Origin of the sequence: Magnetospirillum sulfuroxidans (assembly GCF_018224925.1) — a bacterium.
GTDB lineage: Bacteria > Pseudomonadota > Alphaproteobacteria > Rhodospirillales > Magnetospirillaceae > Magnetospirillum > Magnetospirillum sulfuroxidans.
Genome location: NZ_JAGTUF010000003.1, coordinates 47,678 through 72,976, shown reverse-complemented (window position 1 = coordinate 72,976; position 25,299 = coordinate 47,678). Strand labels below are relative to the sequence as shown.

Genomic DNA, 25,299 nt, shown 5'->3' with positions numbered 1-25,299 from the left:
ATAAGACGTGAGCAGGACTCCCGATATTCTTTCCAAGCGCTGCCAAGGGCTGTACCAGGGCGCCGGACAGGCCATCGATTGGGTCGCCGACGTGCGCCCCGGCGCCCAGCGCCTTGACCGCGACGCCGACGGCCTGATCGAACGGCTGCGCCGCAGCCGCAATCTGGCCCGCCGTCTGGGCCAGGCCGCGGGGCGGCCGATGTCGGCCGGTTTCTTCGGCCTGTCCCAAGCCGGCAAATCCTATCTGATTTCGTCACTGGCGCGCAGCGCCAATGGCCGATTGGAAACCATGGTCGATGGCGAGCGGCTGGACTTCATCGACCACATCAATCCGCCCGGCGGCGGCAAGGAAGCCACCGGTCTGGTCACCCGCTTCACCCGCAAGCCGCTGGCCACCACCCGCGGCTATCCGGTGTTGCTGTCGTTGTTGAACGAAGCGGACATGATCAAGATCCTCGGCAACAGCTTCTTGCTGGATTTCGACCGCGAGCGCGCCAATTTCGACATCCCGGCGGAAACCATCCTCAGCCGGTTGAAGGATCTGGAAAGCCGCCGCCAGGCCAAGCGCACCGGCGGCATGGATGAAGACGACGTCGTCGACCTGTCCGATTACTTCGACCGCCGTTTCAAGAAATCCAATGAGCCGCTGGCCGGATTATTCTGGCCCTCCGCCATCGGCTTGGCCCCCTATCTGCTGCCCGCCGACCGCGTCCGCCTGTTCGCCCTGGTGTGGGGCGAATTGCCGGAATTCACCCAAGCCTATGCCCGGCTGCGCCAGGTCCTGGAAACTCTGTCCTTCGCCACCGACGTGCACGCCCCCACCGCCGCCCTGGTGGAACGAAGCGGCGATGTCTATGTCCAGACCAATTCGATCATGAACGTCGATGCGGTACGGGTGCGCTTTGGCACCGACACCGCCGATCTGGTCGGCGTGCTGCCGGTGGTCGATGGCCAGCCGGTGGCCGAGGTCAAACTGCAACGCTCGCTGCTGGCGGCGCTGACCAAGGAAATGGTCTTCGGTCTGGCCGATGCGCCGCGCGTCGATTTGCTGGAGGAATTGGACCTGCTGGACTTCCCCGGCTATCGCGGCCGCATGGGGCTGACCAGCGTCGCCCAGGCGGCGGCGGCGGACGAAGGCTCGGACCCGGTCGGCACGCTGCTGCTGCGCGGCAAGGTCGCTTATCTGTTCGAACGCTACACCGACGACCAGGAAATGAATGTCCTGATCTTGTGCAATCCGTCCGACAAGCAGATTGAAATCACCGCCCTGGGGCCGGTGCTGGACAGTTGGGTCGCCGCCACCCAAGGCGCCACCCCGGCCGAGCGCGCCCGCCGGGCGCCCGGTCTGCTGTGGGCCTTGACCATGTTCGACAAGCGCCTGGGCGACAGCATGAACCAAAGCGACAGCAATTTGGACATGAAGTGGAACGGCATGCTGACCCTGGCCTTGCTGGAACGCTTCGGCAAGGCGGCTTGGGTGCAGGAATGGGCCGGCGGCAAGGCCTTCGACAATTTGTTCATGGTGCGCAAGCCCGGCATGTCCAAGGGCATCTTCGAGTTGGACGATGAAAAGGAATTGTCGATCAAGGCCGATGTCCAAGACGATATCGACCGCATGCGCGCCACCTTCGTCGCCAACCAGATGGTTCAGCGCCATGTGGCTGACCCCGGCCCGACCTGGGATACCATGATCGGCTGCGACGACGGCGGCATGAGCCGGCTGGTCGAGCATCTGCGCAAGGTCGCCCATGTGGGCAACAAGCTGGACCGCATCGGCGAACAGGTGGACCACGTCCAGCGCGAATTGGTGGAAATCCAGTTGGGCGCCTATTACCGCGCCGATGGCGCCGACGAAGTCGAGCGCAAGAAGCGGCTGGCCGAGATGGTGCTGGGCGAATTGCGCCAGCGTCCGACCGTGTTCGGCGAGGTGCTGCGCGCCCTCCAGCCCTCGGCCGAGCATCTGCGCGCGCTTTATCTGAAAGCCGAGGACGAGGCGGTCGAAACGCCCGATGGCGCGGCTCCCAATTCGGCCTTTGGCGGCGGCGGACTGATCTCACTCGATATCTTCGCCGCCACCGCGGCCAGCCCGGCGGTGGAACAGGCGGTCCCGTCCACCGGCCGCGCCGCCCTGTTCGCCAAGGCGGTGATGAGCGACTGGTTGCGACAGTTGCGCCAATTGCCGGAAAGCCCCGAGATCAAGGCCTTTCTTGGCCTCAGCGGCGACGCCTTGCAAGCCTTGATCGACGAAGTGATCACCGGCGCCATGCGCTTTCGCCTGGAAAGCAAACTGGTCGAATCCCTGCACAAGGCCAGCAACCGCGCCGCCGCCACCCGCAGCAAGCTGGCCGACCAGCAGGTGCTGGTGGCGACCACCATCGTCAACGATTACATCGACTATCTGGGATTTTCCGAGATCGAGCCGACGCAACGCCCGGCCTCGGTGATGCAGGGGCAAACCTTGTTCCAGCCGCCCAAACCGATCCCGCTTGGCAGCCTGCCCGCCATCGGTCCCAATCCACTGCCTTTTTCCGGTCTCTACATCATGGATTGGTTCGAGGCGTTCCGCACCACCGCCGTCGCCAATGCCGGCCATGCCGCCGGCAGCGAGATATCCCCGGAACAAAACCTGCGGCTGGGTCAGATTCTGAATACCATTGCCGGCGCCAGCCCTCAACTTGCCAAAGCGGGAGCATAAGATGCCCATCAAGGTCGAGATCATCGGTGACACCCCCGGCCAGGCCAGCGTGAAGATTGTCGGCCTGGGGGCGATCAGTCCCGGTGCGGGCCAGATGCGGCTGACTCGCATCAACAGCAAGACCAGCCTGGGCGCCGATCGCGCCTGGCATGGCGAGGAACAATGGCTGCCGCTGCCCGATTTGTTCGCCGAGGGCAGCGCCCTGCTGGGCCGCGTCGGCCCCGAACTGGTCGATCCGCTGGCTTTGCTGGGACCGTCGGACATCGTCGGCATGGCGGTACGCATTGATGGCCGCACCGAGGAAGGACGGATCAAGACCGATAAGCTTTACGGCTCGCATCTGCACGGGGCGGCGGCCACCGTCATCGCCCCGCCGCCGCCAGAGCCCGAACCCACCCCAGAGCCCGAGCCCGAGCCCGAGCCCGAACCGGTCCCCGTGCCCGAAATGCCGATTCTGACGGCGGAACGTCCGGTTCCGTCGGCGGAACCCGCCCCGAATTCCATGGTCCTGCCGCTGGTCGGCGTCCTTATGGTCATCTTGGTCCTCGCCGGCGGCATCGCCGCCTATTTCTTGTTGTTCAGCGCCGACGACCAGCCGGTCGCCCAGGAAACCACCCCGATCGAGACCAAACAGCCGGATGGCGCGGTGGCGCCGTCGGAAATCAACACCCGCGAGGATCTGGCAAAGTACATTCAAGCCACCCCCGAGCCCGACAAAGCCTACCAGACCGCACTGAAACTGACCGAGCGGGGCAAGCTGGATTTCGCCATGCTGCTGCACCAGCACGCGGCGCGCGGCGGCAACATGGATGCCGCCATGGCGGTGGCCCATATGTACGACCCGGAAAGCTGGAGCCCACAGACCAGTCCCATGCCCCAGGCCGATGCCGAGACCGCCGCCTATTGGTACGAACCGCCAGCCCAAAGCGGCAATGTCGAAGCCCAGCGCCAGTTGGGCAAGATCATGACGGAACTGACCCCCAGCGGCTTCCAGCACGACAAGGGCCGCGAATGGCTGCAAAAGGCCGCCGATGCCGGCGATGCCAAGGCCAAGGAATTGTTGGGCAAGCCCAAGGGGGGGAACTGACGTGACCCGCACCATCTCCGCCCCCGCGGCCATCGGCGTCATCTGCGCCACCGTTCTTGGCGCCTTGTTCTGCGTCGCCGCGCCAGCGGCCGTCGCCGCCGACCGTGCGCCCATGCTGATGGAAGGCAAGAAAACCTTGTATCAACGGGTTCTCAGTCGTCCCGGCGCCGTGCTCAAACGCCAGGCCGGCGACGGTCCGGGGGCACAGCAACCGGCGTTGACCCGCTTTTACGTCTATTCCCGCCAAAACATCGGCGGCGTCGCGTGGCTTGAGGTCGGATTGACCGCCAAGGGCAAGACCGATGGCTGGCTGCGCGAGGACCTGACCTTGCCGTGGAAGCAGCAACTGACCCTGGCCTTCACCAATCCGGCCGGACGCGAGCGGGCGTTGATGTTCAATGATCGCAAGGACCTGGCGGCCATCGTCGAGGCCGACAAGCCCGCATCCCAGGTCCAGCCGCTGCGCAAGGCGGTGGAAGCGGGCAAGGGCGATCCCCGGGTGGTGTCCGAGGAACCGGCCAATTACGTGGACATCGCCAAGCAATTCTATCTGCTGCCGATCTTGGATGCCGAGGAAACCTTTTCCGGCCAAGGCCACCGGGTGCGATTGCTGCATATCGCCTCGGTCAGCGCCCAAGAGGACAAAAAGCCCGCCGCAAGCCCCGACAAAAATCGGGCCAGCCTGCTGACCAATTTCCGCGCGGCGGTGGTGTTCGTCATCGATTCGACCATGTCCATGGACCCCTATATCGACCGCACCCGCAACGCCGTGCGCCGCATCACTGAAAAGATCGACAAGGCCGGCCTGTCCGACCGGGTGAAGTTTGGATTGGTGGCGTTCCGTTCGAATGTCGAGGCGAGTCCGGGGCTGGAATATACCGCGCGCCTTTACGCCGATCCGTCCCAGGTCAAGAACGGCGAGGATTTTCAAAAGCGGGTGGCCAGCCTGAAGGGGGCGACGGTTTCCAGCGCCCGCTTCAGCGAAGATGCCTATGCCGGGGTGATGACCGCCGTCAATCAGGTGCCATGGACCGATTTCGGCGGACGCTACGTCGTGCTGATCACCGATGCCGGGGCGTTGCGCGGCGGCGATCCGCTGTCATCGACCAAGCTGGATGCCGAACAGGTGCGGCTGGAAGCGCTGCATCGCGGTCTGGCGGTCTACACCCTTCACCTCAAGACCCCGTCGGGGAAGCAAAACCACGCCGAAGCCGAATCCCAGTACAAGGTGCTGTCCAACCACCCGCTGCTGTCGGCGCCGTTGTATTATCCGGTGGATGCCGGCGCGGTCGATCAGTTCGGCCAGATGGTCGATACCCTGGCCGACGCCATCGTCGGACAGGTCAACGGCGCCTATCGCGGCGAGGAAACCGCCGGCGCCGCCCGCACCGCCGATGCCGGTTACAGCAAATCAGCCGCCAAGGACGATGGCAGCCGCATCCGCATGGACGCCACCATGTTGGGCCACGCCATGCAATTGGCCTATCTGGGCCGGGCCGAAGGCACCAAGGCGCCGCCGCTGTTCAGCGCCTGGATCACCGACCGTGATTTGGTCAAACCCGATATCGCCACCACCGAGGTGCGGGTTCTGCTGACCAAAAGCCAGTTGTCGGACATGCAGCAGGTGTTGCAAAGCATCGCCAAGGCCGGTCAGGCGGCGCAATTATCCCCCACCGACTTCTTCGCCAAGATGCGCTCGGCGGCGGCGGTGATGGGACGCGACCCCAACGCCATCAACAACGCCAATGCCGTCAAACTGGCCGATCTGGGGCTGATGGGCGAATATTTGGATGATTTGCCCTATCGCAGCAAGATCTTGGATATCGACCAGCAGACCTGGTCAAGCTGGAGCATCAGCCAGCAGCAAAGCTTCTTGGACGAAGTCAATCGCAAGCTGCGCCTTTATCAGATCTATCACGACGATGTTGATCGTTGGGTGGCGCTGGACGGCGGGGCCGATCCGGGCGAAGCGGTCTATCCGCTGCCACTCGACGCGCTGCCCTGACCATGGCTGAGCCGCTGCTCGACATCAACGATCTGATGTGCCGACGGGGGGGGGCCGACGGCTTTACCCTGGCCATCGATTCGCTGTCGGTCCGGCGGGGTGAAGCGGTGGCGGTCACCGGTCCCTCCGGCTGCGGCAAAAGCACGCTGCTGGATGTGGTTGGGCTGGTGCTCAGACCTTTGCCCCAGGGCCGCTTTTGCTTGGCCGGTCACGATGTGACCGCCCTGTGGTCTGGCGGCCAAGACAATGAACTGGCCAAATTACGCGCCCGCACCATCGGCTATGTTCTGCAAACCGGCGGCTTGCTGCCTTTCTTGAATGTCCGCGACAACATCCGTCTGTCTCGCTCGCTGCTGGGGCTGCCGGCAGACCGCGCCGGCGAAACGCGCTTGATCGACACCTTGGCCATTGGCGGGCTGCTGGACAAGAAGCCGGCGGCGCTGTCCATCGGTGAACGCCAACGCGTCGCCATCGCCCGCGCCCTCGCCCATCGCCCGCCACTGGTGTTGGCCGACGAGCCCACCGCCGCGCTTGACCCCGATCATTCGGTGCGCGTGATGCAATTGCTGCTGGCCCTGGCGGCCGAACTGGGCTTGGGGGTGGTGGTGGTCAGCCACGATTGGGATTTGCTGACCCGTTTCGGTCTGCGCCGGGTCGAGGCGCGGCCGACCGGCACGCTCACCCGTTTTGCCAATTGAAGGAAGGAAGAAGGAACGTCATGCGCCTGCTTCCCCCCGCCGCAACCAGCACCGTGCGTTTGGCCGTCGCCGATTTCGTGCACGAATGGCGGGTTTCCGCCTGTCTGGTCCTGGCCCTGGCCGCCGTTCTGGCGCCGCTTTTGGTGCTGTTCGGGCTGAAATCGGGCATCGTCACCACCATGCGCGACCGCTTGTTGGCCGACCCGCGCAATCTGGAAGTGATGATCGTCGGCAGCTATCGGTTAGAGCCGTCGTGGTTCGCCGCCCTGCACAGCCTGCCGGAGACCGGTTTTCTGATGCCGCGCACCCGCTCGCTCGCCGCCAGCCTGGATTTGATCGGCGACAACGGCCGCTCCCTGGCCGGGGCCGAGATGGTGCCGTCCGCCCTGGGCGACCCGTTGTTGCGGACCTTGGCGCCGCCCGGCGGCCAGGACCGCATATTGCTCAGTCACAGCGCGGCGCAGCAATTGGGAATCCGCGCCGACGCCAGCGTGACCGCCTTGGTGTCACGCACCTTGGGCGGCGAACGCCAAGTCCGCCGTCTGCCGCTGAAGGTCGTCGGCATCCTGCCCGAAGCGGCGTTCGGACGCGATGCCGCCTTCGTTTCGCTGGACTTGCTGGTCGCCACCGAAGATTACCGTGATGGCCGCGACACGCCGATGGCCATGGCCGAACGGCCATTTTCCAGCGCCCGACTGTTCGCCCGCTCGCTCGACGGCGTCGCCATCCTGGCCGACCGCCTGCGCGCCCAAGGCATGGAAGTGCGCACCCGCGCCGACGACATCGAACTGGTCAAGGCGGTGGACCGGACCTTGGGCTTCATCTTTGCCATGGTCGCCGGTCTGGCGGTGGGCGGCTATCTGCTGTCCTTGGCCGCCAGTCTGTGGGCCAATGTCGATCGCAAGCGGCGCGAATTGGCGCTGATGCGGCTGGTCGGCTTTCCGCCGCTGGCCTCGTTGGCCTTTCCCGCCATCCAGGCCGGCTTGATCGCCTTGAGCGGGGCGACGCTGTCGGCGGGGCTGGCCTTTGGCGTCGCTTATGTGGTCAATGTGTCCTTGGCCGCCAATCTCAACCGCGAGGAATTCGTCTGCCTGCTGCGCGCCGCCGATCTGGCGATAGCCAGCGGGGCGACGTTGACCCTGGCCTTAATCGCTTCGACCTTAGGGGGATATCGTGCCGCACGCATCGATCCGGCGGAAAGCCTGCGCGACATTTGACCGCTTCGGCCTCGCCATGGTGGCGCTGCTGACCCTGACGTCTGCCGCCGTCGCGGCCGAGACGTGGGACGACAAGCTGTTCAACCCCAAGCCCGCCGATGGCGACGTGGTGTTGCCACTGCCGTGCGGCGGCGCCATGACCTTTCGCAAGCTGTCGGTGCCCGGCGATTCCCTCTATTCGGACTATCCGGTGACCATCGGCACCCAAGATGAAGCCCACGGCTTCGCCGAAGGGGCGCGCACCGCCTATGTGGCCGGCAGTTTCAGCGACGGCAAGACCCAGCGCTATCTGCTGATGGCCAAATACGAGGTCAGCGAGGCGCAGTACGAAGCGGTGATGGCCGATGGCGCCTGCCCGGCCAAGCCGGGCATGGCCAAGCGTTTGCCCAAGGCCGCGCTCAGCTGGATCGACGCGGTGAACTTCTCGGACCGCTATAGCCAGTGGCTGCGCAAGAACGCCGCCGCCAAATTGCCCAAGGAAGAGGGCGAGATCGGCTATGTCCGCCTGCCCACCGAAGTGGAATGGGAATTCGCCGCCCGTGGCGGCATCAAGATGTCACCGGCCGAATTCAACGAGCGCCTGTTCCCCATGCCCGAAGGCATGGCCCGCTATGTCTGGTACGCCGGCACCCAATCGGCCAACGGCAAGCCGCAACTGACCGGGCTGTTACAGCCCAATCCGCTGGGCCTGCACGACATCTTGGGCAATGTCGATGAGATCGTGCTGGAACCGTTCCGTCTCAGCCGGCTGGATCGCCTGCATGGTCAGGTCGGCGCTTTCGTCGTCCGCGGCGGCAATTACCTGACCGGCGAACAAGACATCCGCGCCGCCTATCGTCAGGAAGTGCCCTTCTATGACGGCGACGCCCCGCGTCGGGCCAAGACCACCGGTTTGCGCGTGGTGGTCGCGGCCCCGGTCCTGACCTCGGCCGAGCGGCTGCGCAGCGCCCAGGCCGCGTGGAGCAAACTGGGCGCGGTGTCGGCCGCCGACAACAAGCCCGCCGCCAAGGCCGCCGACGACCCGTTGGAAGAACTGGCCCTGCTGGCCAAAAGCGCCGCCGACCCGTCAACCAAGACCCGCTTGCTCAATCTGCAAACCACCTTGCGCGCCGACATCGCCGCCCGCGACGAACAACGCGACCGCGCCGCCAAGGCCAGCCTGCGCCTGGGGGCCTTTTTGGGCCGCAAGCTGGCCGATGACAGCCGCGCCGTCGATACCTTGGCCAAGCTTTATAAATCCCGCGTCGACAGCGGCAGCGCCGACGATCCGCGCACCAAGTCGTTCAAGGAACAGCTTGATCGCGAACAAGCGGTGATGGATGGAAACTTGCGCTATTATGCCGATTCGCTGATCCGTACCGCCGAGGATTACGGCACCGAGGTGTTGAAGCGGCAAAAGGAAATTCTGCTGGTCGAACTTCAGGGCATGGGATTGGGGGAATTAAAACCCTACGTTGACCGTAATTTCGCCCATGTTACCGGATACCAAAAGGATAAGAGGGTGGCCCGGAACCAGTGGCTGGCCGACTGGAACAAGATACAATGAACGCCAGAGGGGAAAAGAAAATGAGGAAATTGATCAAGCCCGTGGCCTTGACGCTGTCCGCCACCTTGATGCTGTCCGCCTGCCAGACCACCGGCGCCAACAATCGGCCGCTGACCCCGGCCGAACAACGCATGCGCGAACAGGCCGACACCTATAACCAGACCGTCTTCGAAGGCGCCGCCACCGGCTGCGCCGCCGGCTTGCTGGCCGGCATCCTGCTGGGCTCCACCGGCAAGAAGAATCGCGGCCAGGGCATGCTGCTGGGCGGCGCCATCGGCTGCGTCGCCGGGGCGGCCATCGGCGGCGGCGTCGGCGCCTATGTGGCCGACAAACAGGAAAAATACGCCACCAAGGAAGAACAGCTGGATTCCATGATCAAGGACGTGCACGGCGAGAACGAACGCCTTGCCGGTCTGCTCTCGGCCACCCAGCAGGTCATCGCCGACGATAAGGCCCGCATCGAGCAAATCGACAAGGAACTGGCCTCGGGCAAGATCACCATGGCTCAGGCCAAGGCAAAGATGGCGGCGGTGGATGACAACCGGGCCTATCTGGACAACACCATCGCCGAGTTGCGCAAGCGCCAGGCCAATTACGCCGAGGCCGCCAGCCAGACCGAGAATGGCGTCGCCAAGAACAAGGTGGCCAGCATGAACAAGGAAATCGCCACCTTGGAAAAGCAGATCGCCCAGCTTGAGTCGGAACGCGATTCGTTGGCCCAACGCCGCACCGTATCCCGCGTCGGCTGAGAAAGGAAAGTCCATGAACATCCTTCGTCTTGTGGCCGCGCTGGCTTTCACCGCCAGCCTGACCGCCTGCGCCACCACCGACGATCCGGCCAAGGGCGGGTTCTTCTCTGGCGTCAAGAACCTGTCCAGCGGCGGCTACGAACAGCGTGTCAACGACCGTCAGAAAACGCTGGAAAACGAACAGGACACCAACACCCAGCAGACCCGGTCGCTGGAACGCGCCAATGCCCAAAGCGCCGACGTCAAGGCCGAACGCGATGCCGCCGAGGCTCGCTATGCCGGCTTCCGCAAGGAACTTGACGGCATGCGCAGCCGTCTTGCCGCCGCCGAAAAAGCCAACACGAAAAAGAAGACGGAGGTTGCCGCCCTCAACAAGCAAATCGACGCGTTGCAGGCGAAAACCAACATGGTTCAGCAAGACAGCTTCACCCCCGACGCGGAAAAGCAAAAGCGCCTGGAAACCTTGCGGCGCGAACGCGAAGCGCTGGACCGCGAAGTGGATATGCTGATCCGCCGCTAACCCCAATCCCCATCCCTTGCCGGGACGGGGAATCAATGTGGGCGGCCCCGCCGCCACGATGAACGGAGCAAAGAGCATGGGGTTTTGGCCACCACTCCTGATGACGGCAGCCTTGCTGGCCTCAAGCGCCGCCTTTGCCCAATCGGCCGATCCGGTCGCGGACAAGGAAGCGCAGGTGCAAGTGCTGCGTCAACGGGCCGATGCCTTGAAAGCCGCCCTGGACGGTGATGTCTGCGCCGACCCCGCCGCCGCCGCCGCCCTGCTGAAAAGCGCCGCGCCGGCCCGGCCCGAGGGGGAAAAGGGCAGCGTCCTCGACAAGACCATCAACAAGCAGGAAACCGCGGCGACCGAAGCGCTGGAAGACGCCAAAATCCTGTCGCGCAAGGATCTGGTCGATCGCCTGCATAAGGCGGTTGTCCTGGTCATCGCCGGCAACGATACCGGATCGGGATTCTTCGTCACCCCCGATATCGTGATCACCAACAATCATGTGATCGCCGACGCCAAACCCGGCGAGGTCATGGTCATCGGCCGCGGTCTTGACGCGCCCAGCCCGGCGCAGGTTTTGGCCCACACCAACAGTGCGGCGCAAAATGAACGTGACTACGCCATCTTGCGCGTGAGCGGAGCACGGGCCACCACCACCTTGCCGCTGACCTTGGAAGCAAACGAACTGGCCAACGTGGTCGCCGCCGGCTTCCCCGGCCTGCTGCTGGACACCGATATGAGCTTTCGCGCCCTTATTCGCGGCGACATGAAAGCCATGCCCGAACTGGCCATGAGCCAGGGAGCCATCATGGCCGTGCAAAACCGCGGTCGCGGCCTGCCGGTCATCGCCCATTCCGCCCCCATCTCGGGCGGCAATAGCGGCGGCCCGCTGGTGGATATGTGCGGACGGGCGATGGGGATCAACACCTTCATCAATGTTGCCGAAAAGCAAGGCGCCAATGCCGGCTTTGCCCTGGCCGCCACCGACATCAACGCTTATTTGCGCGCCAACGGCATCACCGCCGAAATCGCGTCAAGCGGCTGTAGCGCCAAATAACAACAAATCCCGATAAGCCAGGCTCATCGGGATTTGTCACAAATAACCAGCAGATGAAATGATCTTGTGGGCCATTTCACCCCACGCGGGCTTGGGCCGACCGCGATCAGACCTTAAGCGCGGTAACCTCGATTTCCACTTTCATGCGCGGATCGACCAGACCGCAGACGATGGTGGTGTTGGCCGGCTTGGTCGCCTTGAAATACTTGCCCAGCACCGGACCGACGGTCTGGAAATAGCCCGCGTCGGTGACATAGACCACCACGCGAACCACATCGGCCATGCTGGCGCCGCCCTTTTCCAAGGCGGCGGCGATGGTTTGCAATGCCTGGTCGGCCTGGTCGACTTCGCTGTCGGAGATCTGGCCATCCTTGAAGCCAGAGGTCCCGGAAACGAACACCCACGGGTCCTGAACCACGGCACGGGAATAGCCGGCCACTTCCTCGAAGGGCGAACCGGAAGAAATCAGACGACGGGTCATGGCTTGTCCTTTGAACGACAGACGCGAATACGGCCGATGTTTCTAAACGATTTTTGCCGCCGTGCAAGCTTAGCCGGGGAAAATAGGTTCGAGAAACGGCGCCAGACCATCGCTGCTTTCCACATCCAACACCCACAGATCGCCATCAACGTCGCGGGCACGGGCGACATAGGCCTCGGCCCGGCTTTCGCTGACCGATTGGGGGCCGGTGGCGCACATCCACCCCAACTGGCCGCTGACATTGCGGACTTGGGCATAAATCCGGCAACAATCGCCGCCTTGCAGGACCCGCACCAAGATCGCGCCGGAATCGTCATCCCCCTTATGGGCCACCACCGCCGGGATGGCCTGAATGGAACAACGGCGAATGGCGGCATGAATGAATAATTTCGCTTTCAGCTTGGGTTCGCTCACCCGTTCTCTCCTGGATCTGCCGCCGACAGGCGCGATTGCGCCGTTTCGCGAATGGTTGCCAGAATTTCCGGCGAATGGGCAGTGAATTGATGAAAATCGCGAGCATCCAAGACCAGCAACTGACAGCGCGTCACCGCCCGGACCGTCGCCATGCGCGGGCGGCTTTCAAGCAAGGCGATTTCGCCGAAGAAATCCCCCGCCTTCAACACGAAGGCGCCGGCGCGCCCCGTGACTTCGACCTGGCCTGAAACCAGAAAGTACATGCTGTCGCCATCATCACCGCTCCGCATCAGGGTTTCGCCACGCATCACCCGCTGCACCTTGAGCAAGGCCGCCACCTGGGCAATCTCTGTCGCCTGCAAGCGCGCAAAAAACGGCACCTTGGCCACCAGATGCCAGGTGGAGACGAAGTTCTGCCGCCGCATTTCCTCGGTGAAGCCCGAAGCCAGGATCGACGCCGGCAAGGCGAACATGCCCAGCCCCAAAATACCGACCCCGGCTCCCAATACCTTGCCCAACGGGCTGATCGGCACCACGTCGCCATAGCCCAAGGTGGCCAAGGTCACCACGCTCCACCACATGGCCTGGGGAATGCTGGCCATGCCGGGATTAATGTCGCGCTCGACGAAATACAGCAAGGCCGAGGTGAACAGCACCAGCAGCGCCATGATGAACAAGGACGAGGCCAGCGGCCGCACTTCCGCCAGCAACACCGCCCCCAGGGTTTCCAGGGCGGGGGAATAACGAGCCAGCTTGAGAAAGCCCAAGATGCCAAAAGCGGTCTCGACGTCGCTGGGCCAGCCGAACAACGCGCCGGCCAGGACCGGTATCACCGCGATGCAATCGAAGACGCCGTAAGGGCTGAATGCGTAAGCGGCAAGACCGGACCACGGCCGCTCGGCCGCCGCCGCCACCATTCCCCGCAAGGCATAATCACCGGCCAGCAGCATCAGGCAGAGACGGGCTAAAATCCGGACGGAGCCGTCGGCATCCCCCCAAACCGCCGGCAGGGTGTCAAGGGCGGTGCGCGCGGTGAACAGCAAGATGGCCGAGGTCAAGATCATGCGGTAGAACCGCGCCCGGCGCGGTGCCATGGGTTCGCAACTCAACAATCCCCTGGCCCAATCGGCAACCAGCATGTCCGCCTCCTCTGCCCGCCATGGGCCGATGTACACCCGAACCGGTTAAAAAACCAGAACCAGCCCCAACGGCAACCCGGCCCTGCGTGCCCGGCATTGTCACCTTCGCACCGCACCATGCTATGATGACCCCACAAACAATCCGGTGAATCAAGAACCGGGAGGGGAAACGCATGTTCATTGTCGCCTGGAACCAGGACCTGAGCGTCGGCATCGACCATCTGGACAACCATCATCGTCGGCTGATTGATCTTTTGAACCAGCTGGGCGCCGCCGTCAGCGCCGGCAATCCGCGCGACGTCACCGGCATGGTCTTGGGGGAACTGATCCGTTACGTCTATTACCATTTCGGCGAGGAAGAACGGATGATGGAGGCCGCCGGCTATGACGATTTGGCGGCGCACCGCCAGTCGCACCGCATCATGGCCGAACACGTCCGCGCCCTGGAAGTCACCTATGATCGGGATCCATCGGCCGTGGTCGCGGCGGAGCTGCACGCTTTCCTCAGCGATTGGCTGATCCATCACATCCGCAGCGAGGATGCCCGCTACGCTCCATGTCTTTGTCAAAAGACGAACGCCCCCTAATCCCTGCGCACATCCCCTATCCCTTCGGTTCGGTTGCGTGGTCCAGATGCCGCGTTGCACCCGACAAGTGAATCGCTGATCATCTGCGGGTGGGCAAACCAAGGGGGCGACAGATCATGGAACATAATTGTCCGTTCTGTGGCGAAGCACTGCCGAACCATCACCAGAAATGCCGGGTCCCTGGCGACCTTGATCGTTTCGAGCGAATCCACGATCTTTTGGACAACCGTCCCGACAAAAGTTTCCTGCGCCAGAATCTGATGCGCCATCTGGTTTCGTATGGCCGACGGGCCCCATCGACCACTGCCTGGGCTCAGGCGAATTCGGCCACCAGCGGGGCGTGAAAACTGTCGGGGCTGCCCCATATGGCCGCCGGACTGACCAGTTCATCTCCCAAGGCCTCGTTGTGAACGGCGCATGCCGTCAGGCAGCCCAGCAACGGCCGCGAGACCAAGATGTGATCCAGCATCACCCGCTGGCCGTGATGGACGACGGAAAAGCGCTGGCTTTCGGGAATGCCCCGTTCCAGCGGCACCAGCACCCTGGGGGCCAGATGGCCGTTGCCGGTGTCTTCCTCGTCACCGCGCAAGGTGCGGATCGGGGCCTCGCGGTCATCGGAATTGAAATCACCGCACACCGCCACCCAAGCCTCGGCCTTGGCGTCGAAGATATGCTCGACCAGCAAACGCCCCTCCAGGGCCTGGCCCGCCCGCTTGACCGCCGCCAGATAGAACCCCTCGGCCCAGCCGGCGACGCTCCGCCACCGGCCATTCTCGGTTTTCTGTCCCGGCAACCATGCCGCCCGCGGCGCGCGCAAATGCACATTGATGACATGCAGCACCCGGCCATGGCCCAGATCGATATCGGCGTGCAACAGCGGCCGATCCCATTCCACCGCCTGCGCCTGAACGAATGGCGGATCCGCCGTCACCGGCAAGATGGTCGGCGGCGGCACCAGATCGTGCCAGACCTGACCATGGGCGATGATGGGAAAGCGGGACAAGATCACCAGATTGTGACGATCGGCCGGGCGCTGCCCGCCCCGGTTCAGACTGACCACCCGATGATAACCGGCATAAGGGGTGCCATCGAGCAAACGATCCAGTCCGGTGGGGCTGCGCGGACCGTGTTTTCCCTCGGTGGTGTGGGCGTTGATTTCCTGCAAGCACAAAATATCCGCGCGCAGACGCTGTAATTGCGGGCGCAGCACCGCCACCCGGTCGGCGAAATCATCGGCGCCGGGCAGACGATCATCCAGGCTTTCCAGATTGAAAGTGGCCAGACGCCAGCGCTTCACCCCATTCCTCCGCTCTCGCTCAACGTCTGTGCATTGTAGCATGATCGTCGCCCTGCGCCGCTTGTAACAAGCCGCCTTCCAATGCTATTGCTTTTGCGGCGACAGGGATGAGGTTGGACATGGCGATCCTGGCATGGAGCGAGACGTATAGCGTCGGCAGCGCCATGATCGATTCCGATCATCAAATCCTTATCAACCTGATCAATCAGTTGCACGACGCCACCGAAACCGGGCAAAGCCGCGACGTGGTCGGCAGCGTCATCAATGTCTTGGCCGAGTACGTGGTGCACCATTTCCACCGCGAGGAATTGCTGATGGCGCAAATCGGCTATCCCGAGCGCGCACAGCACAGCCAAACCCACCGCGACCTGGAACAGCGTGTGCGCGATATCCGCGACCGCTGGATGGCCGGCGAACGACATGTTCTTGATGACGATGTCATGACTTTTCTAAAAATTTGGCTGACAGACCATATACTAAGGGCTGATATTGCTTATCGTCCTTGGATCGAAGCCGCCGCTGATGCGCATGGGGGCGCGGATAGTGGCGGTGGCGCATGCAATATCTGACCGGCGGGGGAGGGCTCGGCCCGAATGATGACCGAACGCAAGCTGTTTACTGCGGAAATTCAACGCTTGAAGGCCCAGGCCGCCAAGGGCGAAGCCCCATCCATGTTGGGCGGGCCGTCCAACGATGAGGTGCTGAAGGTCCTCAACGAAATCCGTCACGACATCCGCACGCTGGAACACACCATGCGCGGCGAAGAAGCGCCGCCGGCAAGCGCCCAGGTCGCCAACCTGGATGAAATGGTGACGCAAAAGCAGGCCGAGGTCTCGATGCTGAAGACCGAGCTGCGCGCCCTGGCCGTCTGCATTGAACAGACCAAGCAGGAAATCGCCGCGTTGCGGCCCAAGGATTCCGAGGAAGACCGCATCCTCGCGGTGACCTTCGAACTCGACGCCATCGTCGAAGCGACCGAAGGCGCCACCCAAACCATCCTGGAAGCGGCGGAAAAGATCGAGAGCTTAACCAGCGAAATCAGCTCGCATGGCGAGGACGCCTATGTGAAACGGCTGGCCGAGGACATCAACGAAACCGTCATCACCATGTTCGAGGCTTGCAACTTCCAAGACATTACCGGCCAGCGCATCACCAAGGTGGTGAAAACGCTGCAATACATCGAGTCCCGCGTCAACGCCATGATTGACATTTGGGGGCCGGAAAATATCGCCGAAATCGTCCCCAAGCCGGCGACCGACAATCGCGATGACGATTCCAAGCTGCTGAATGGTCCGGCTTTGGAAAACCAGGGGATCAGCCAGGACGAGATCGACAAGCTGTTTGGCTGAACGTCATTTTTTGCAGAAAAAAGGCCGGACTGCGATGCAGTACCGGCCTTTTTTCTTGTTTGATGATTATCAAGCCTCAGAGTCATTTGCCCTAAATTATCAATTATCAAGCTATCAACCGACCTGAGTTCCAGTAATGACCAAGGGAATTTGCGTAAAATTTTCTTGGTTTTACTAAGGGCACCATTTCCTTGACGGCGGCCACGTCAATCGCCACCATGCGCCCGCGCCAGACGGCTGGACGGCCGCCCCACACGGCAACGTGGGGGGAGGAAAGTCCGGGCTCCACGGAAGCACGGTGCCGGATAACGTCCGGCGGGGGTGACCCTAGGGAAAGTGCCACAGAAAGCAAACCGCCTGCTCGGCCCCAAAGGCCCAGCCGGTAAGGGTGAAAGGGTGCGGTAAGAGCGCACCGCGGACCCGGCAACGGGAACGGCACGGCAAACCCCACCGGGAGCAAGACCAAATAGGGGCGACAGCGTCCGGCTTTACCGCCGGGCCCAAACGCGCTTTCGCGTAGTCGCCCGGGTCGGTCGCGTGAGGCGTTCGGTAACGAACGTCCCAGATGAATGGTCGTCACCATGGGAAACCATGGGACAGAACCCGGCTTACAGGCCGTCTGGCGCAGATTTCAGCCATTTTCTCCCCCCATACCCTGCCAGCGCCAGGAGTGTATGAGGGCAACCATTACTTAGAACATTTCAAGAACTGATTTACACTCTGTTTACCTTTCGGCGCCGATTCAGCAAGAAGAATCAATACGTTGCACCCCATTCCTCGGCTACTTCACGAGAAGTTGCCTTAATTTACGCAACACCATTTCGGACCATGCTTTTACTAGTCAATACCATTGACGCCCATATTTACCCATGTTATCCCATACAGACCCACCGAGAGACGATTCAGGGCGACGTGTGCGTCATCGGTGCGGAGGATCTGGGGAAACGGGCACTTTTTCGGTAAGGCGGACACGGGGGATGGGTCTTTTCCTCTCCACTTTCGTGAATAAGGTTGATCGCAAGGGACGGGTCTCCGTTCCGGCGAGTTTTCGTGCGACCTTGTCCCAACAGCCGTTCCAGGGCGTCATCGCCTATCGCTCATTCACCGCGTCCTGCGCCGAAGGCTGCGGCATGGACTTCATGGAACGTCTGTCCGACAGCGCCCAGAATTTCGACGCCTTCTCGCCCGAACAAGAAGACATCTCCGCCCTGATCTTCGCCGATGCCCGCCAATTGGCCTGGGACCCCGAGGGCCGCATCCTGCTGCCCGAAGACCTGATCGAACATGCCGGCCTGAACGAAACCGCCGCTTTCGTCGGCAAGGGCCAGACGTTCCAGATCTGGCAGCCCGAAGCCTATAAGGCCATGGAAGCCGAGATCCGCGCGCGCGCCTTGAAGAACCGCCCGACCTTGCCGCTGAAACCGAAAGCGGGAGACGGGAAATGACCGATACGCCCCCGCTTCCGGACTCGGAATCCCGCCCTCATATCCCGGTCCTGCTGACCGAGGTCGCCGCCGCCCTGTCTCCCGTCGATGGCGACGTCATCGTTGACGGCACCTTTGGCGCCGGCGGCTATTCCCTGGCCCTGCTCGACCGTTCCAATTGCCGTGTCTTCGCCATCGACCGCGACCCCTCGGCCGTCGCCGCCGGCCGCCTGTTGCCCGCCGCCCAGGAAGGCCGCTTGGTCATTTTGGCCGGGCGCTATGGCGACATGGACCTTTTGCTGCCCGAAGCCGGCATCGCCCAAGTGAACGGCGTCGCCCTCGATATCGGCGTTTCCTCCATGCAGATCGACCAGGCCGATCGCGGTTTTTCCTTTGCCAAGGACGGCCCGCTGGACATGCGCATGGAACAAAGCGGCCCCTCGGCCGCCGATGTGGTCAACCACGCCAGCGAAGCCGAATTGGCCGACATCATCTTTCACCTGGGGGAAGAAAAATTCGCCCGCCGGGTCGCCCGCGCCATTGTCGCCGCCCGCCTGGACACCCCGTTCACCCGCACCTTGCAATTGGCCAACGTCATTCGTTCGGCCGTGCGCAAATCGGGGGACGGCATCGACCCTTCGACCCGGACCTTCCAAGCCCTGCGCATTCACGTCAACGACGAATTGGGGGAACTGGAACGCGGCCTGGAAGCGGCCGAACGCCTGTTGGCGCCAGGAGGCCGGCTTGCCGTCGTCACCTTCCATTCGCTGGAAGACCGGGTGGTGAAAAACTTCATCAAGCGCCGTTCCGGCGACATGCCGGCCCCGTCGCGCCACCTGCCCATGGCCGCCGCCGGCCCCGCCCCGACCTTTTCGCAGATCGCCCGCAAGGCCATCGCCCCTTCTCAGGCGGAGTGCCGCGCCAATCCGCGCGCCCGTTCGGCCAAGCTGCGCGTCGCCTTGCGCACCGACGCCCCGGCCTGGACGGCCGGAGGGGGGGCATAATGCGCACCCTGATCGGAACCATTTTGTCAGCCCTGGCCGCCAGCGTCGTCGGAATCGGCCTGTTCTTCGTCAAGCACCAGGTCAAGGAGCAGGAAAGCCGGCTGTCCGAACTGAACCAGGAAATTCAGACCAACCAGGAAGCCATCCACGTGCTCAAGGCCGAGTGGAGCTTCTTGAACGATCCGTCGCGCCTCAAGCAATTGTCGGAAAAATACCTCGACATGAAGGTGATGGGGCCAAGCCAGGTCACCACCTTGCAGGCGCTGCGCATTGATCATGCCCCCCTTTCGGCCGTTGCCGCCGCGCCCAAACCGCCATCACCGCGGCCGCCGCCGGCCCTGGCCGAAACCCGGCCGCCGCCAGGGGGGTTACGATGAACCCTTTTTCCCGGCCCCCTCATCATTCCGGCATCCACCCTGGCGAAGACCTGCAAAACTCGCCGGGGGCTTTGCGTCTTGATGGCGTGCGTTCGCGCGCCCTCGACATCAGCCGCACCCGCTTGCTGGTCACCGCCGTCGTCTTCATCGGCATCTTCGGCATCATCGCCGCCCGCATGATCGATGTCGCCGTGCTTGACGCCAACCCGGCCAAGCCCCGCGCCTTGCCCCAGGCCCGGATCCAGGATCTTGAGATGGGCCGCGCCGACATCACCGACCGGTCAGGCGCGGTGCTGGCCACCAGCCTGCCCACCGTGTCGCTGTATGCCCGCCCGCAAGACATGGCCGAAGCCCGTGTCGACATGGCCGACGCGGCCAGAAAACTGGCCGACGCCCTGCCCGACCTCGAAGCCGAGGATGTGCGCGCCCGCCTGATCACCGGAAAAAGCTTTGTCTATCTGCGCCGCAACCTGACGCCGCGCCAGCAATACGACGTCAACGCCCTGGGCATTCCCGGCCTGCATTTCGAAAAGGGCGAACGCCGGGTTTACCCGCACGGCAATCTGGTCGCCCACGTGGTCGGCATGACCGATATCGACAACAAGGGCATCGCCGGCATCGAACGCCATTTCGATCAACGCTTGACCTCTGATGCCGCCCCCCTGGCCTTGTCGCTGGATCTCAGCATTCAGAACGTGGTGCGCGGTGAATTGCAAAAAGCGGTGCAGCAATTCAACGCCCTTGGCGCCACCGGCATGGTCGCCGACGTGCGTACCGGCGAATTGCTGGCCATGGTCAGCCTGCCCGATTTCGACCCCAACGACCCGCCCGCCGGCTCCAACGAGGCCCTGTTCAACCGCGCCACCAAGGGCGCCTATGAAATGGGCTCGACCTTCAAGCTGTTCAACACCGCCATGGCGCTGGAAAGCGGCCGCATCAACATCAATTCCACCTTCGACGCCACCAAGCCGCTGAAATTCGGCAACCACACCATCCATGACGACCACTCGTTGAACCGCTGGATCACCGTGCCGGAAATCCTTATTCATTCGTCCAATATCGGCTCGGCCCGCATGGCGCTTGAGGCTGGCACCGATTTCCAGCGCCTGTTCATGGCTCGGCTGGGCATGCTGCACACCCCCAGCCTGGAATTGCCGGAAGTGGGGGCGCCGCAGGTGCCCAATCCGTGGCGCGAAATCAACACCATCACCATTTCCTTTGGTCACGGCCTGTCGGTAACGCCGGTGCAATTGGTGGCCGGCGCCGTCGCCTTGGTCAATGGCGGCATTTTCCATCCGCTGACCCTGGCCCATCGCCCCGACGACGCGCCGATTCCCGGCGAAATGGTGCTCAAGCAAAAGACCTCGACCCAGATGCGGCAGTTGATGCGCATGGTGGTCACCGACGGCACCGGCAAAAAAGCCGACGTTCCCGGTTACGAGGTCGGCGGCAAGACCGGCACCGCCGAAAAGGCCGCCCATGGCGGTTATCGCAAGAAAGCAGTCCTGTCGTCCTTTGTCGCCGCCTTTCCCATGGACAACCCGCGCTACGTCGTCGTCGCCATGATCGACGAACCGCAAGGGACCAAGGAAACCTACGGCTTCATCACCGCCGGCTGGAATGCCGCGCCGACCGCCGGCCGCATTATCGCCCAGATCGCCCCCATGCTGGGGATCGCGCCGAAAAACCTGCTGGACACCGCCAACCTGTCGGCCAAGCTGCCGACCAGCGCCGGGAGGAGCGATCTTGCCCAATCTCGCTGACCTCACCGGCCACATCTTGTCCGCCAATCCAATCATCACCGGGATAACCTGCGATTCGCGCAACGTCGTTCCCGGCATGCTGTTCGCCGCCTTGTCCGGGGCCAAGGCCGATGGCCGCGCCTTCATCGCCCAAGCGGTGGAAAAAGGCGCCGCCGCCATCTTGGCCGCCAACGGCACCCAGGCTGAAACCGGCACCGCCGTTTTGGTGACCGACGACAACCCGCGCCGGGCCTATGCCCTGGCGGCGGCGGCGTTTCATCAGCGCCAGCCGGCGGTGATGGCGGCCATCACCGGCACCAACGGCAAGACCTCTGGGGTTAATTTCACCCGTCAGATCTGGCGGACATTGGGCTATCGGTCGGCCGCCCTGGGCACGCTGGGCATCGTCGCCGATGGCTGGCCCAACCGCCCCAGCCTGACCACCCCCGACCCCGCCGATCTGCATGCCGCCCTGGCCGAACTGGCGGCGGACGGCATCACCCATGCGGCAATGGAAGCGTCCAGCCACGGCCTGGATCAATACCGCTTGGATGGGGTTCGGCTGCAAGCCGCCGCCTTCACCAACCTGACCCGCGACCATCTGGATTATCACGGCAGCATGGAGAGCTATCTGGCCGCCAAGCTGCGTCTGTTCTCGGACCTGTTGCCCGAAGGCGGCGTCGCCGTCATCAACGCCGATTGCCCCATCGCCGCCCAGGTGGCCCATGCCGCCGGCGCCCGCCGGCTGATCCGTTGCGGCCGCGCCGGCGCCGAACTGGCGCTGAAAGACATCCGTCCCGACGTCCATGGTCAGGTGCTGGATCTCGACGTCCTGGGGCAGGCCGTCACCATCCGCCTGCCGTTGGCCGGCAGCTTCCAGGCCGCCAACGCCCTGACCGCCCTGGGCTTGGTCATCGGCTGCGGCGGCAATGCCCAGGCCGCCGCCCTGGCGCTGGAAAATCTCGAGGAAATCCCCGGCCGGCTGCAAAAGGTGGCGGACAAGAACGACGCCCCCATCTTCGTCGATTACGCCCACACCCCCGACGCCCTGGAAACCGTGCTGACTGCCCTGCGCCCCCATGTTCGGGGCCGGCTGCTGGTGGTGTTCGGCTGTGGCGGCGACCGCGATCCGGGCAAGCGTCCGCAGATGGGCGAAATCGCCGCCCGTCTGGCCGACCTCGCCATTGTCACCGACGACAACCCGCGCTCGGAAGATCCGGGCGTCATCCGCGCCGCCATCCTTGCCGCCGCGCCCAGGGCGGTGGAAATCGCCGACCGCCGCGCCGCCATTGTCCATGCCGTTTCGCTGTTGCGGAATGGCGATGTGCTGGTGGTCGCCGGCAAGGGTCACGAAAGCGGCCAGATCATCGGCGCCCACACCTTGCCCTTCGACGACGCCAGCGAATGCCGCATCGCGGCTGGGGGGGCGGCATGAGCCTGTGGAACGCCGCCGCCGCGCAAGCCGCCACCCACGGCACCCTTTGCGGTCCCGCCGCCTGGACCGCCACCGGCGTCTCCATCGATTCGCGCAGCATTGTCGCGGGCGATCTGTTCATCGCCCTTTCGGGGCCGAGCCATGACGGTCACGACCACGTCAAGGCCGCCATCGACGCCGGCGCCGTCGCCGCTGTGGTCCACACCATTCCCCAGGGCTGCGACGCTTTGCCGCTGCTGCTGGTCGCCGACACCATGACCGGGCTGCAAGATCTGGGACGCGCCGCCCGCGCCCGTTCAGCCGCCCGTATCGTCGCCGTCACCGGTTCGGTCGGCAAGACCGGCAGCAAGGAAATGCTGGCGCTGGCGCTGGCCGCCCAAGGCAAGACCCATTGGTCGGTGGGCAGTTTCAACAATCATTGGGGGGTGCCGCTGTCACTGGCCCGCATGCCGGCCGATTGCGCCTATGGCGTGTTCGAACTGGGCATGAACCATGCAGGCGAGCTTATCGCCCTGACCAAGATGGTCCGGCCGCATGTGGCCGTCATCACCAGCATCGAAGCCGTGCATTCGGCCTTTTTCGCCACCACCGAGGATATCGCCGACGCCAAGGCGGAAATCTTCGCCGGACTGGAAGCCGGCGGCATCGCCGTGCTGCCCCGCGACAACCGCCATTACCGCCGCCTTGTCGCCGCCGCCAAGGCCGCCGGCGTCAAGCACAGCCAAAGTTTCGGCAGTCATATCGATTCCGACGCCCGCATGCTCGATTGCGCCGTCGATCCGGAAGACACCGCGGTTTTCGCCCTGCTGCATGATCAGGCCATCGCCTATCGCGTCGGCGTTCCCGGCCTGCATTGGGGCATGAATTCGCTGGCGGTGCTGCTGGCGGTGGAGGCGCTGGGAGGCGACGACCACAAAGCCGCGCACAGTCTGTCCGCCATGCGCCCGCCCAAGGGCCGCGGCCAACGTCACGTCATCGCCTGGAAGAACGGCAGCATCGAAGTCATCGATGAAAGCTACAACGCCAGCCCGGTATCCATGAAGGCGGCGATCGCCACCCTGGCCGCCGCCCGGCCGGGCAAGCCTGGCCGCCGCATCGCCATTTTGGGCGACATGCTGGAACTGGGGCAATCCGCCCCCGCCTTGCACGCCCATCTGGCGGAGGCCGCCGCCCTGTGGGGAACCGATCTGGTGTGCACCGCCGGCCCGCTGATGGCCCATCTGCACGCGGCGCTGCCCGAAGGCCGTCGCGGTCCGCACGCCGCCAATTCGACCGAATTGGCCGATACGATCAAAACCGTCGTCAAGGCCGGCGACGTGGTGGTGGTCAAGGGCTCCGCCGGCTCACGCATGGCGGTGATCGTCAAAACCTTGCTGGAAGGGTAACGGGGAAAACATGCTCTACAACCTGCTTTATCCCCTGGCCGACGAGGTTGCCTTGTTCAACCTCTTCAAATACCTGACCTTCCGCACCGGTGGCGCGGTGCTGACGGCGCTGGTCGTCGCCTTCGTCATCGGGCCGGGACTGATCCGCTGGTTGCGCCAATGGCAAAAGCAGGGCCAGCCCATCCGCGCCGACGGCCCGGAAAGCCATCTGCTGACCAAAAAGGGCACGCCCACCATGGGCGGCTTCCTGATCCTGATCGCCTTGGCGGTGGCCACGCTTTTGTGGGCGGATTTGCGCAGCCACTATGTCTGGATCGTCTTGATGGTCACCTTGGGCTACGGCCTGCTGGGCTTCTTGGATGATTTCCTGAAAGTATCGAAAAAGAACACCAAGGGCTTGCCCGGCAAGCTGAAGCTGGCCGGACAGATCACCATCGCCCTGATCGCCGCCGTCTGGGTCTATTCCATCCAGCGCGAGCCCCTGGCCGGCACCTTGGCGGTGCCGTTCCTGAAAAGCGTGCTGATCCAATTGGGTTGGTTCTTCATTCCCTTCGCCGTCTTCGTCATCATCGGCGCCTCGAACGCCGTCAACCTGACCGATGGCTTGGACGGGCTGGCCATTGTCCCGGTGATGATCGCCGCCGGCGTCTTTGCCCTGATTTCCTATCTGGTCGGTCACGCCGTCTTCGCCAATTACCTGCAAATCCATTATGTGCCCGGCTCGGGCGAGTTGGCGGTGTTCTGCGGCGCCCTGGTCGGCGCCGGGCTGGGTTTCCTGTGGTTCAACGCCCCGCCGGCCATGGTGTTCATGGGCGATACCGGCTCGCTGTCGCTGGGCGGCGCGCTGGGCGCCATCTCGGTGGTGACCAAGCATGAACTGGTGCTGGCCATCGTCGGCGGCCTGTTCGTCTTAGAAACCGTCTCGGTCATCGTCCAGGTAGCCAGCTTCAAGCTGACCGGCAAACGGGTGTTCCGCATGGCGCCGTTGCACCACCACTTCGAAAAGAAGGGCTGGGCCGAACCCACCGTGGTCATCCGCTTTTGGATCATCGCCGGCATCTTGGCCCTGGTCGGCCTGTCGACGCTGAAGCTGAGGTAGCCGC

24 protein-coding genes and 1 other RNA gene are annotated in these 25,299 nt (G+C 63.7%); 20 read left to right on the top strand and 5 right to left on the bottom strand.

Going from position 1 to position 25,299, the window contains the following annotated elements:
* The first annotated feature begins 7 nt into the window (after positions 1-7).
* The 9 genes from KEC16_RS05395 to KEC16_RS05355 all read left to right on the top strand — a co-directional run bounded on the left by KEC16_RS05395 (position 8) and on the right by KEC16_RS05355 (position 11,562).
* The gene (locus KEC16_RS05395; protein ID WP_211546656.1) at positions 8-2,695 is read left to right on the top strand and encodes a virulence factor SrfC family protein; all 2,688 of its coding nucleotides are present in this window, start codon (positions 8-10) and stop codon (positions 2,693-2,695) included.
* A gap of 1 nt (position 2,696) precedes the next feature.
* Complete coding sequence (locus KEC16_RS05390; RefSeq protein ID WP_211546655.1) at positions 2,697-3,782, top strand: flagellar basal body-associated FliL family protein; 1,086 nt, start codon at positions 2,697-2,699, stop codon at positions 3,780-3,782.
* 1 nt (position 3,783) lies between these two features.
* A complete protein-coding gene (locus KEC16_RS05385) occupies positions 3,784-5,787 on the top strand; it encodes a vWA domain-containing protein (protein WP_211546654.1) in 2,004 nt (667 codons plus the stop codon).
* Positions 5,788-5,789: 2 nt separating this feature from the next.
* Positions 5,790-6,485, top strand: a complete 696-nt coding sequence (locus KEC16_RS05380; protein WP_283091880.1) for an ABC transporter ATP-binding protein — start codon at positions 5,790-5,792, stop codon at positions 6,483-6,485.
* Between the two features lie 20 nt (positions 6,486-6,505).
* Positions 6,506-7,702: an ABC transporter permease gene (locus KEC16_RS05375; protein WP_211546653.1), complete on the top strand. Its 1,197-nt coding sequence runs from the start codon at positions 6,506-6,508 to the stop codon at positions 7,700-7,702.
* A complete protein-coding gene (locus KEC16_RS05370) occupies positions 7,659-9,248 on the top strand; it encodes a formylglycine-generating enzyme family protein (RefSeq protein WP_211546652.1) in 1,590 nt (529 codons plus the stop codon). Before KEC16_RS05375 ends, KEC16_RS05370 begins: the two co-directional genes overlap by 44 nt.
* Before the next feature lie 20 nt (positions 9,249-9,268).
* Positions 9,269-9,997, top strand: a complete 729-nt coding sequence (locus KEC16_RS05365; protein ID WP_211546651.1) for a hypothetical protein — start codon at positions 9,269-9,271, stop codon at positions 9,995-9,997.
* Between the two features lie 13 nt (positions 9,998-10,010).
* Entirely contained in the window at positions 10,011-10,517 is a 507-nt protein-coding gene (locus KEC16_RS05360) for a hypothetical protein (RefSeq protein ID WP_211546650.1), read from the top strand.
* Between the two features lie 76 nt (positions 10,518-10,593).
* A complete protein-coding gene (locus tag KEC16_RS05355) occupies positions 10,594-11,562 on the top strand; it encodes a S1 family peptidase (RefSeq protein WP_211546649.1) in 969 nt (322 codons plus the stop codon).
* A gap of 106 nt (positions 11,563-11,668) precedes the next feature.
* Here the strand turns inward: KEC16_RS05355 and KEC16_RS05350 are convergent, their stop codons facing one another.
* The 3 genes from KEC16_RS05350 to KEC16_RS05340 form a co-directional block, all read right to left on the bottom strand.
* On the bottom strand, positions 11,669-12,043 hold the full coding sequence (locus tag KEC16_RS05350; protein ID WP_211546648.1) for a RidA family protein: 375 nt from the start codon (positions 12,041-12,043) through the stop codon (positions 11,669-11,671).
* Between the two features lie 69 nt (positions 12,044-12,112).
* Positions 12,113-12,457: a DUF1491 family protein gene (locus KEC16_RS05345; RefSeq protein WP_211546647.1), complete on the bottom strand. Its 345-nt coding sequence runs from the start codon at positions 12,455-12,457 to the stop codon at positions 12,113-12,115.
* Entirely contained in the window at positions 12,454-13,596 is a 1,143-nt protein-coding gene (locus KEC16_RS05340) for a cyclic nucleotide-gated ion channel (protein ID WP_249208814.1), read from the bottom strand. The genes KEC16_RS05345 and KEC16_RS05340 overlap by 4 nt, the downstream gene beginning before the upstream one ends.
* A gap of 173 nt (positions 13,597-13,769) precedes the next feature.
* Here KEC16_RS05340 and KEC16_RS05335 point away from each other — a divergent pair, with 173 nt between their 5' ends.
* Entirely contained in the window at positions 13,770-14,183 is a 414-nt protein-coding gene (locus tag KEC16_RS05335; RefSeq protein WP_211546646.1) for a bacteriohemerythrin, read from the top strand.
* Here KEC16_RS05335 and KEC16_RS05330 read toward each other — a convergent pair.
* Both KEC16_RS05330 and KEC16_RS05325 read right to left on the bottom strand, forming a co-directional pair.
* Positions 14,180-14,452: a hypothetical protein gene (locus KEC16_RS05330; RefSeq protein WP_211546645.1), complete on the bottom strand. Its 273-nt coding sequence runs from the start codon at positions 14,450-14,452 to the stop codon at positions 14,180-14,182. The genes KEC16_RS05335 and KEC16_RS05330 overlap by 4 nt on opposite strands.
* A 44-nt stretch (positions 14,453-14,496) precedes the next feature.
* A complete protein-coding gene (locus KEC16_RS05325) occupies positions 14,497-15,480 on the bottom strand; it encodes an endonuclease/exonuclease/phosphatase family protein (protein ID WP_346344034.1) in 984 nt (327 codons plus the stop codon).
* A gap of 119 nt (positions 15,481-15,599) precedes the next feature.
* Between KEC16_RS05325 and KEC16_RS05320 the strand changes: the two genes are divergently transcribed.
* From KEC16_RS05320 to mraY, 10 genes are all read left to right on the top strand, one after another.
* Positions 15,600-16,049, top strand: a complete 450-nt coding sequence (locus tag KEC16_RS05320) for a bacteriohemerythrin (RefSeq protein WP_249208812.1) — start codon at positions 15,600-15,602, stop codon at positions 16,047-16,049.
* Between the two features lie 24 nt (positions 16,050-16,073).
* Positions 16,074-16,829, top strand: a complete 756-nt coding sequence (locus KEC16_RS05315) for a protein phosphatase CheZ (protein ID WP_211546642.1) — start codon at positions 16,074-16,076, stop codon at positions 16,827-16,829.
* 229 nt (positions 16,830-17,058) lie between these two features.
* Positions 17,059-17,456: RNase P RNA component class A (rnpB, locus tag KEC16_RS05310), an RNA gene on the top strand.
* A gap of 350 nt (positions 17,457-17,806) precedes the next feature.
* The gene (mraZ, locus tag KEC16_RS05305; protein ID WP_211546641.1) at positions 17,807-18,274 is read left to right on the top strand and encodes a division/cell wall cluster transcriptional repressor MraZ; all 468 of its coding nucleotides are present in this window, start codon (positions 17,807-17,809) and stop codon (positions 18,272-18,274) included.
* Positions 18,271-19,257, top strand: coding sequence for a 16S rRNA (cytosine(1402)-N(4))-methyltransferase RsmH (gene rsmH / locus KEC16_RS05300; RefSeq protein WP_211546640.1), 987 nt, complete (start codon positions 18,271-18,273; stop codon positions 19,255-19,257). Before mraZ ends, rsmH begins: the two co-directional genes overlap by 4 nt.
* Positions 19,257-19,634, top strand: coding sequence for a cell division protein FtsL (gene ftsL / locus KEC16_RS05295; protein WP_211546639.1), 378 nt, complete (start codon positions 19,257-19,259; stop codon positions 19,632-19,634). The genes rsmH and ftsL overlap by 1 nt, the downstream gene beginning before the upstream one ends.
* Positions 19,631-21,397, top strand: a complete 1,767-nt coding sequence (locus tag KEC16_RS05290) for a peptidoglycan D,D-transpeptidase FtsI family protein (protein WP_211546638.1) — start codon at positions 19,631-19,633, stop codon at positions 21,395-21,397. The genes ftsL and KEC16_RS05290 overlap by 4 nt, the downstream gene beginning before the upstream one ends.
* On the top strand, positions 21,381-22,811 hold the full coding sequence (locus tag KEC16_RS05285; protein WP_249208810.1) for a UDP-N-acetylmuramoyl-L-alanyl-D-glutamate--2,6-diaminopimelate ligase: 1,431 nt from the start codon (positions 21,381-21,383) through the stop codon (positions 22,809-22,811). Before KEC16_RS05290 ends, KEC16_RS05285 begins: the two co-directional genes overlap by 17 nt.
* Positions 22,808-24,196 carry a UDP-N-acetylmuramoylalanyl-D-glutamyl-2,6-diaminopimelate--D-alanyl-D-alanine ligase gene (locus KEC16_RS05280; protein ID WP_211546637.1) on the top strand — a complete coding sequence of 463 codons (1,389 nt, stop codon included), beginning with the start codon at positions 22,808-22,810 and terminating at the stop codon, positions 24,194-24,196. The genes KEC16_RS05285 and KEC16_RS05280 overlap by 4 nt, the downstream gene beginning before the upstream one ends.
* 10 nt (positions 24,197-24,206) lie before the next feature.
* A complete protein-coding gene (mraY, locus tag KEC16_RS05275) occupies positions 24,207-25,295 on the top strand; it encodes a phospho-N-acetylmuramoyl-pentapeptide-transferase (RefSeq protein ID WP_211546636.1) in 1,089 nt (362 codons plus the stop codon).
* Positions 25,296-25,299 lie beyond the last annotated feature (4 nt).

Bases quoted from the DNA above. Each gene is read 5' to 3' on its own strand.
- KEC16_RS05390 (WP_211546655.1), top strand. From the start codon at position 2,697: ATGCCCATCAAGGTCGAGATCATCGGTGACACCCCCGGCCAGGCCAGC.
- KEC16_RS05380 (WP_283091880.1), top strand. From the start codon at position 5,790: ATGGCTGAGCCGCTGCTCGACATCAACGATCTGATGTGCCGACGGGGG.
- KEC16_RS05375 (WP_211546653.1), top strand. From the start codon at position 6,506: ATGCGCCTGCTTCCCCCCGCCGCAACCAGCACCGTGCGTTTGGCCGTC.
- KEC16_RS05365 (WP_211546651.1), top strand. From the start codon at position 9,269: ATGAGGAAATTGATCAAGCCCGTGGCCTTGACGCTGTCCGCCACCTTG.
- KEC16_RS05360 (WP_211546650.1), top strand. From the start codon at position 10,011: ATGAACATCCTTCGTCTTGTGGCCGCGCTGGCTTTCACCGCCAGCCTG.
- KEC16_RS05355 (WP_211546649.1), top strand. From the start codon at position 10,594: ATGGGGTTTTGGCCACCACTCCTGATGACGGCAGCCTTGCTGGCCTCA.
- KEC16_RS05350 (WP_211546648.1), bottom strand. From the start codon at position 12,043: ATGACCCGTCGTCTGATTTCTTCCGGTTCGCCCTTCGAGGAAGTGGCC.
- KEC16_RS05340 (WP_249208814.1), bottom strand. From the start codon at position 13,596: ATGCTGGTTGCCGATTGGGCCAGGGGATTGTTGAGTTGCGAACCCATG.
- KEC16_RS05335 (WP_211546646.1), top strand. From the start codon at position 13,770: ATGTTCATTGTCGCCTGGAACCAGGACCTGAGCGTCGGCATCGACCAT.
- KEC16_RS05330 (WP_211546645.1), bottom strand. From the start codon at position 14,452: ATGGCGCATCAGATTCTGGCGCAGGAAACTTTTGTCGGGACGGTTGTC.
- KEC16_RS05320 (WP_249208812.1), top strand. From the start codon at position 15,600: ATGGCGATCCTGGCATGGAGCGAGACGTATAGCGTCGGCAGCGCCATG.
- KEC16_RS05315 (WP_211546642.1), top strand. From the start codon at position 16,074: ATGATGACCGAACGCAAGCTGTTTACTGCGGAAATTCAACGCTTGAAG.
- mraZ (WP_211546641.1), top strand. From the start codon at position 17,807: ATGGGTCTTTTCCTCTCCACTTTCGTGAATAAGGTTGATCGCAAGGGA.
- rsmH (WP_211546640.1), top strand. From the start codon at position 18,271: ATGACCGATACGCCCCCGCTTCCGGACTCGGAATCCCGCCCTCATATC.
- ftsL (WP_211546639.1), top strand. From the start codon at position 19,257: ATGCGCACCCTGATCGGAACCATTTTGTCAGCCCTGGCCGCCAGCGTC.
- KEC16_RS05290 (WP_211546638.1), top strand. From the start codon at position 19,631: ATGAACCCTTTTTCCCGGCCCCCTCATCATTCCGGCATCCACCCTGGC.
- KEC16_RS05280 (WP_211546637.1), top strand. From the start codon at position 22,808: ATGAGCCTGTGGAACGCCGCCGCCGCGCAAGCCGCCACCCACGGCACC.
- mraY (WP_211546636.1), top strand. From the start codon at position 24,207: ATGCTCTACAACCTGCTTTATCCCCTGGCCGACGAGGTTGCCTTGTTC.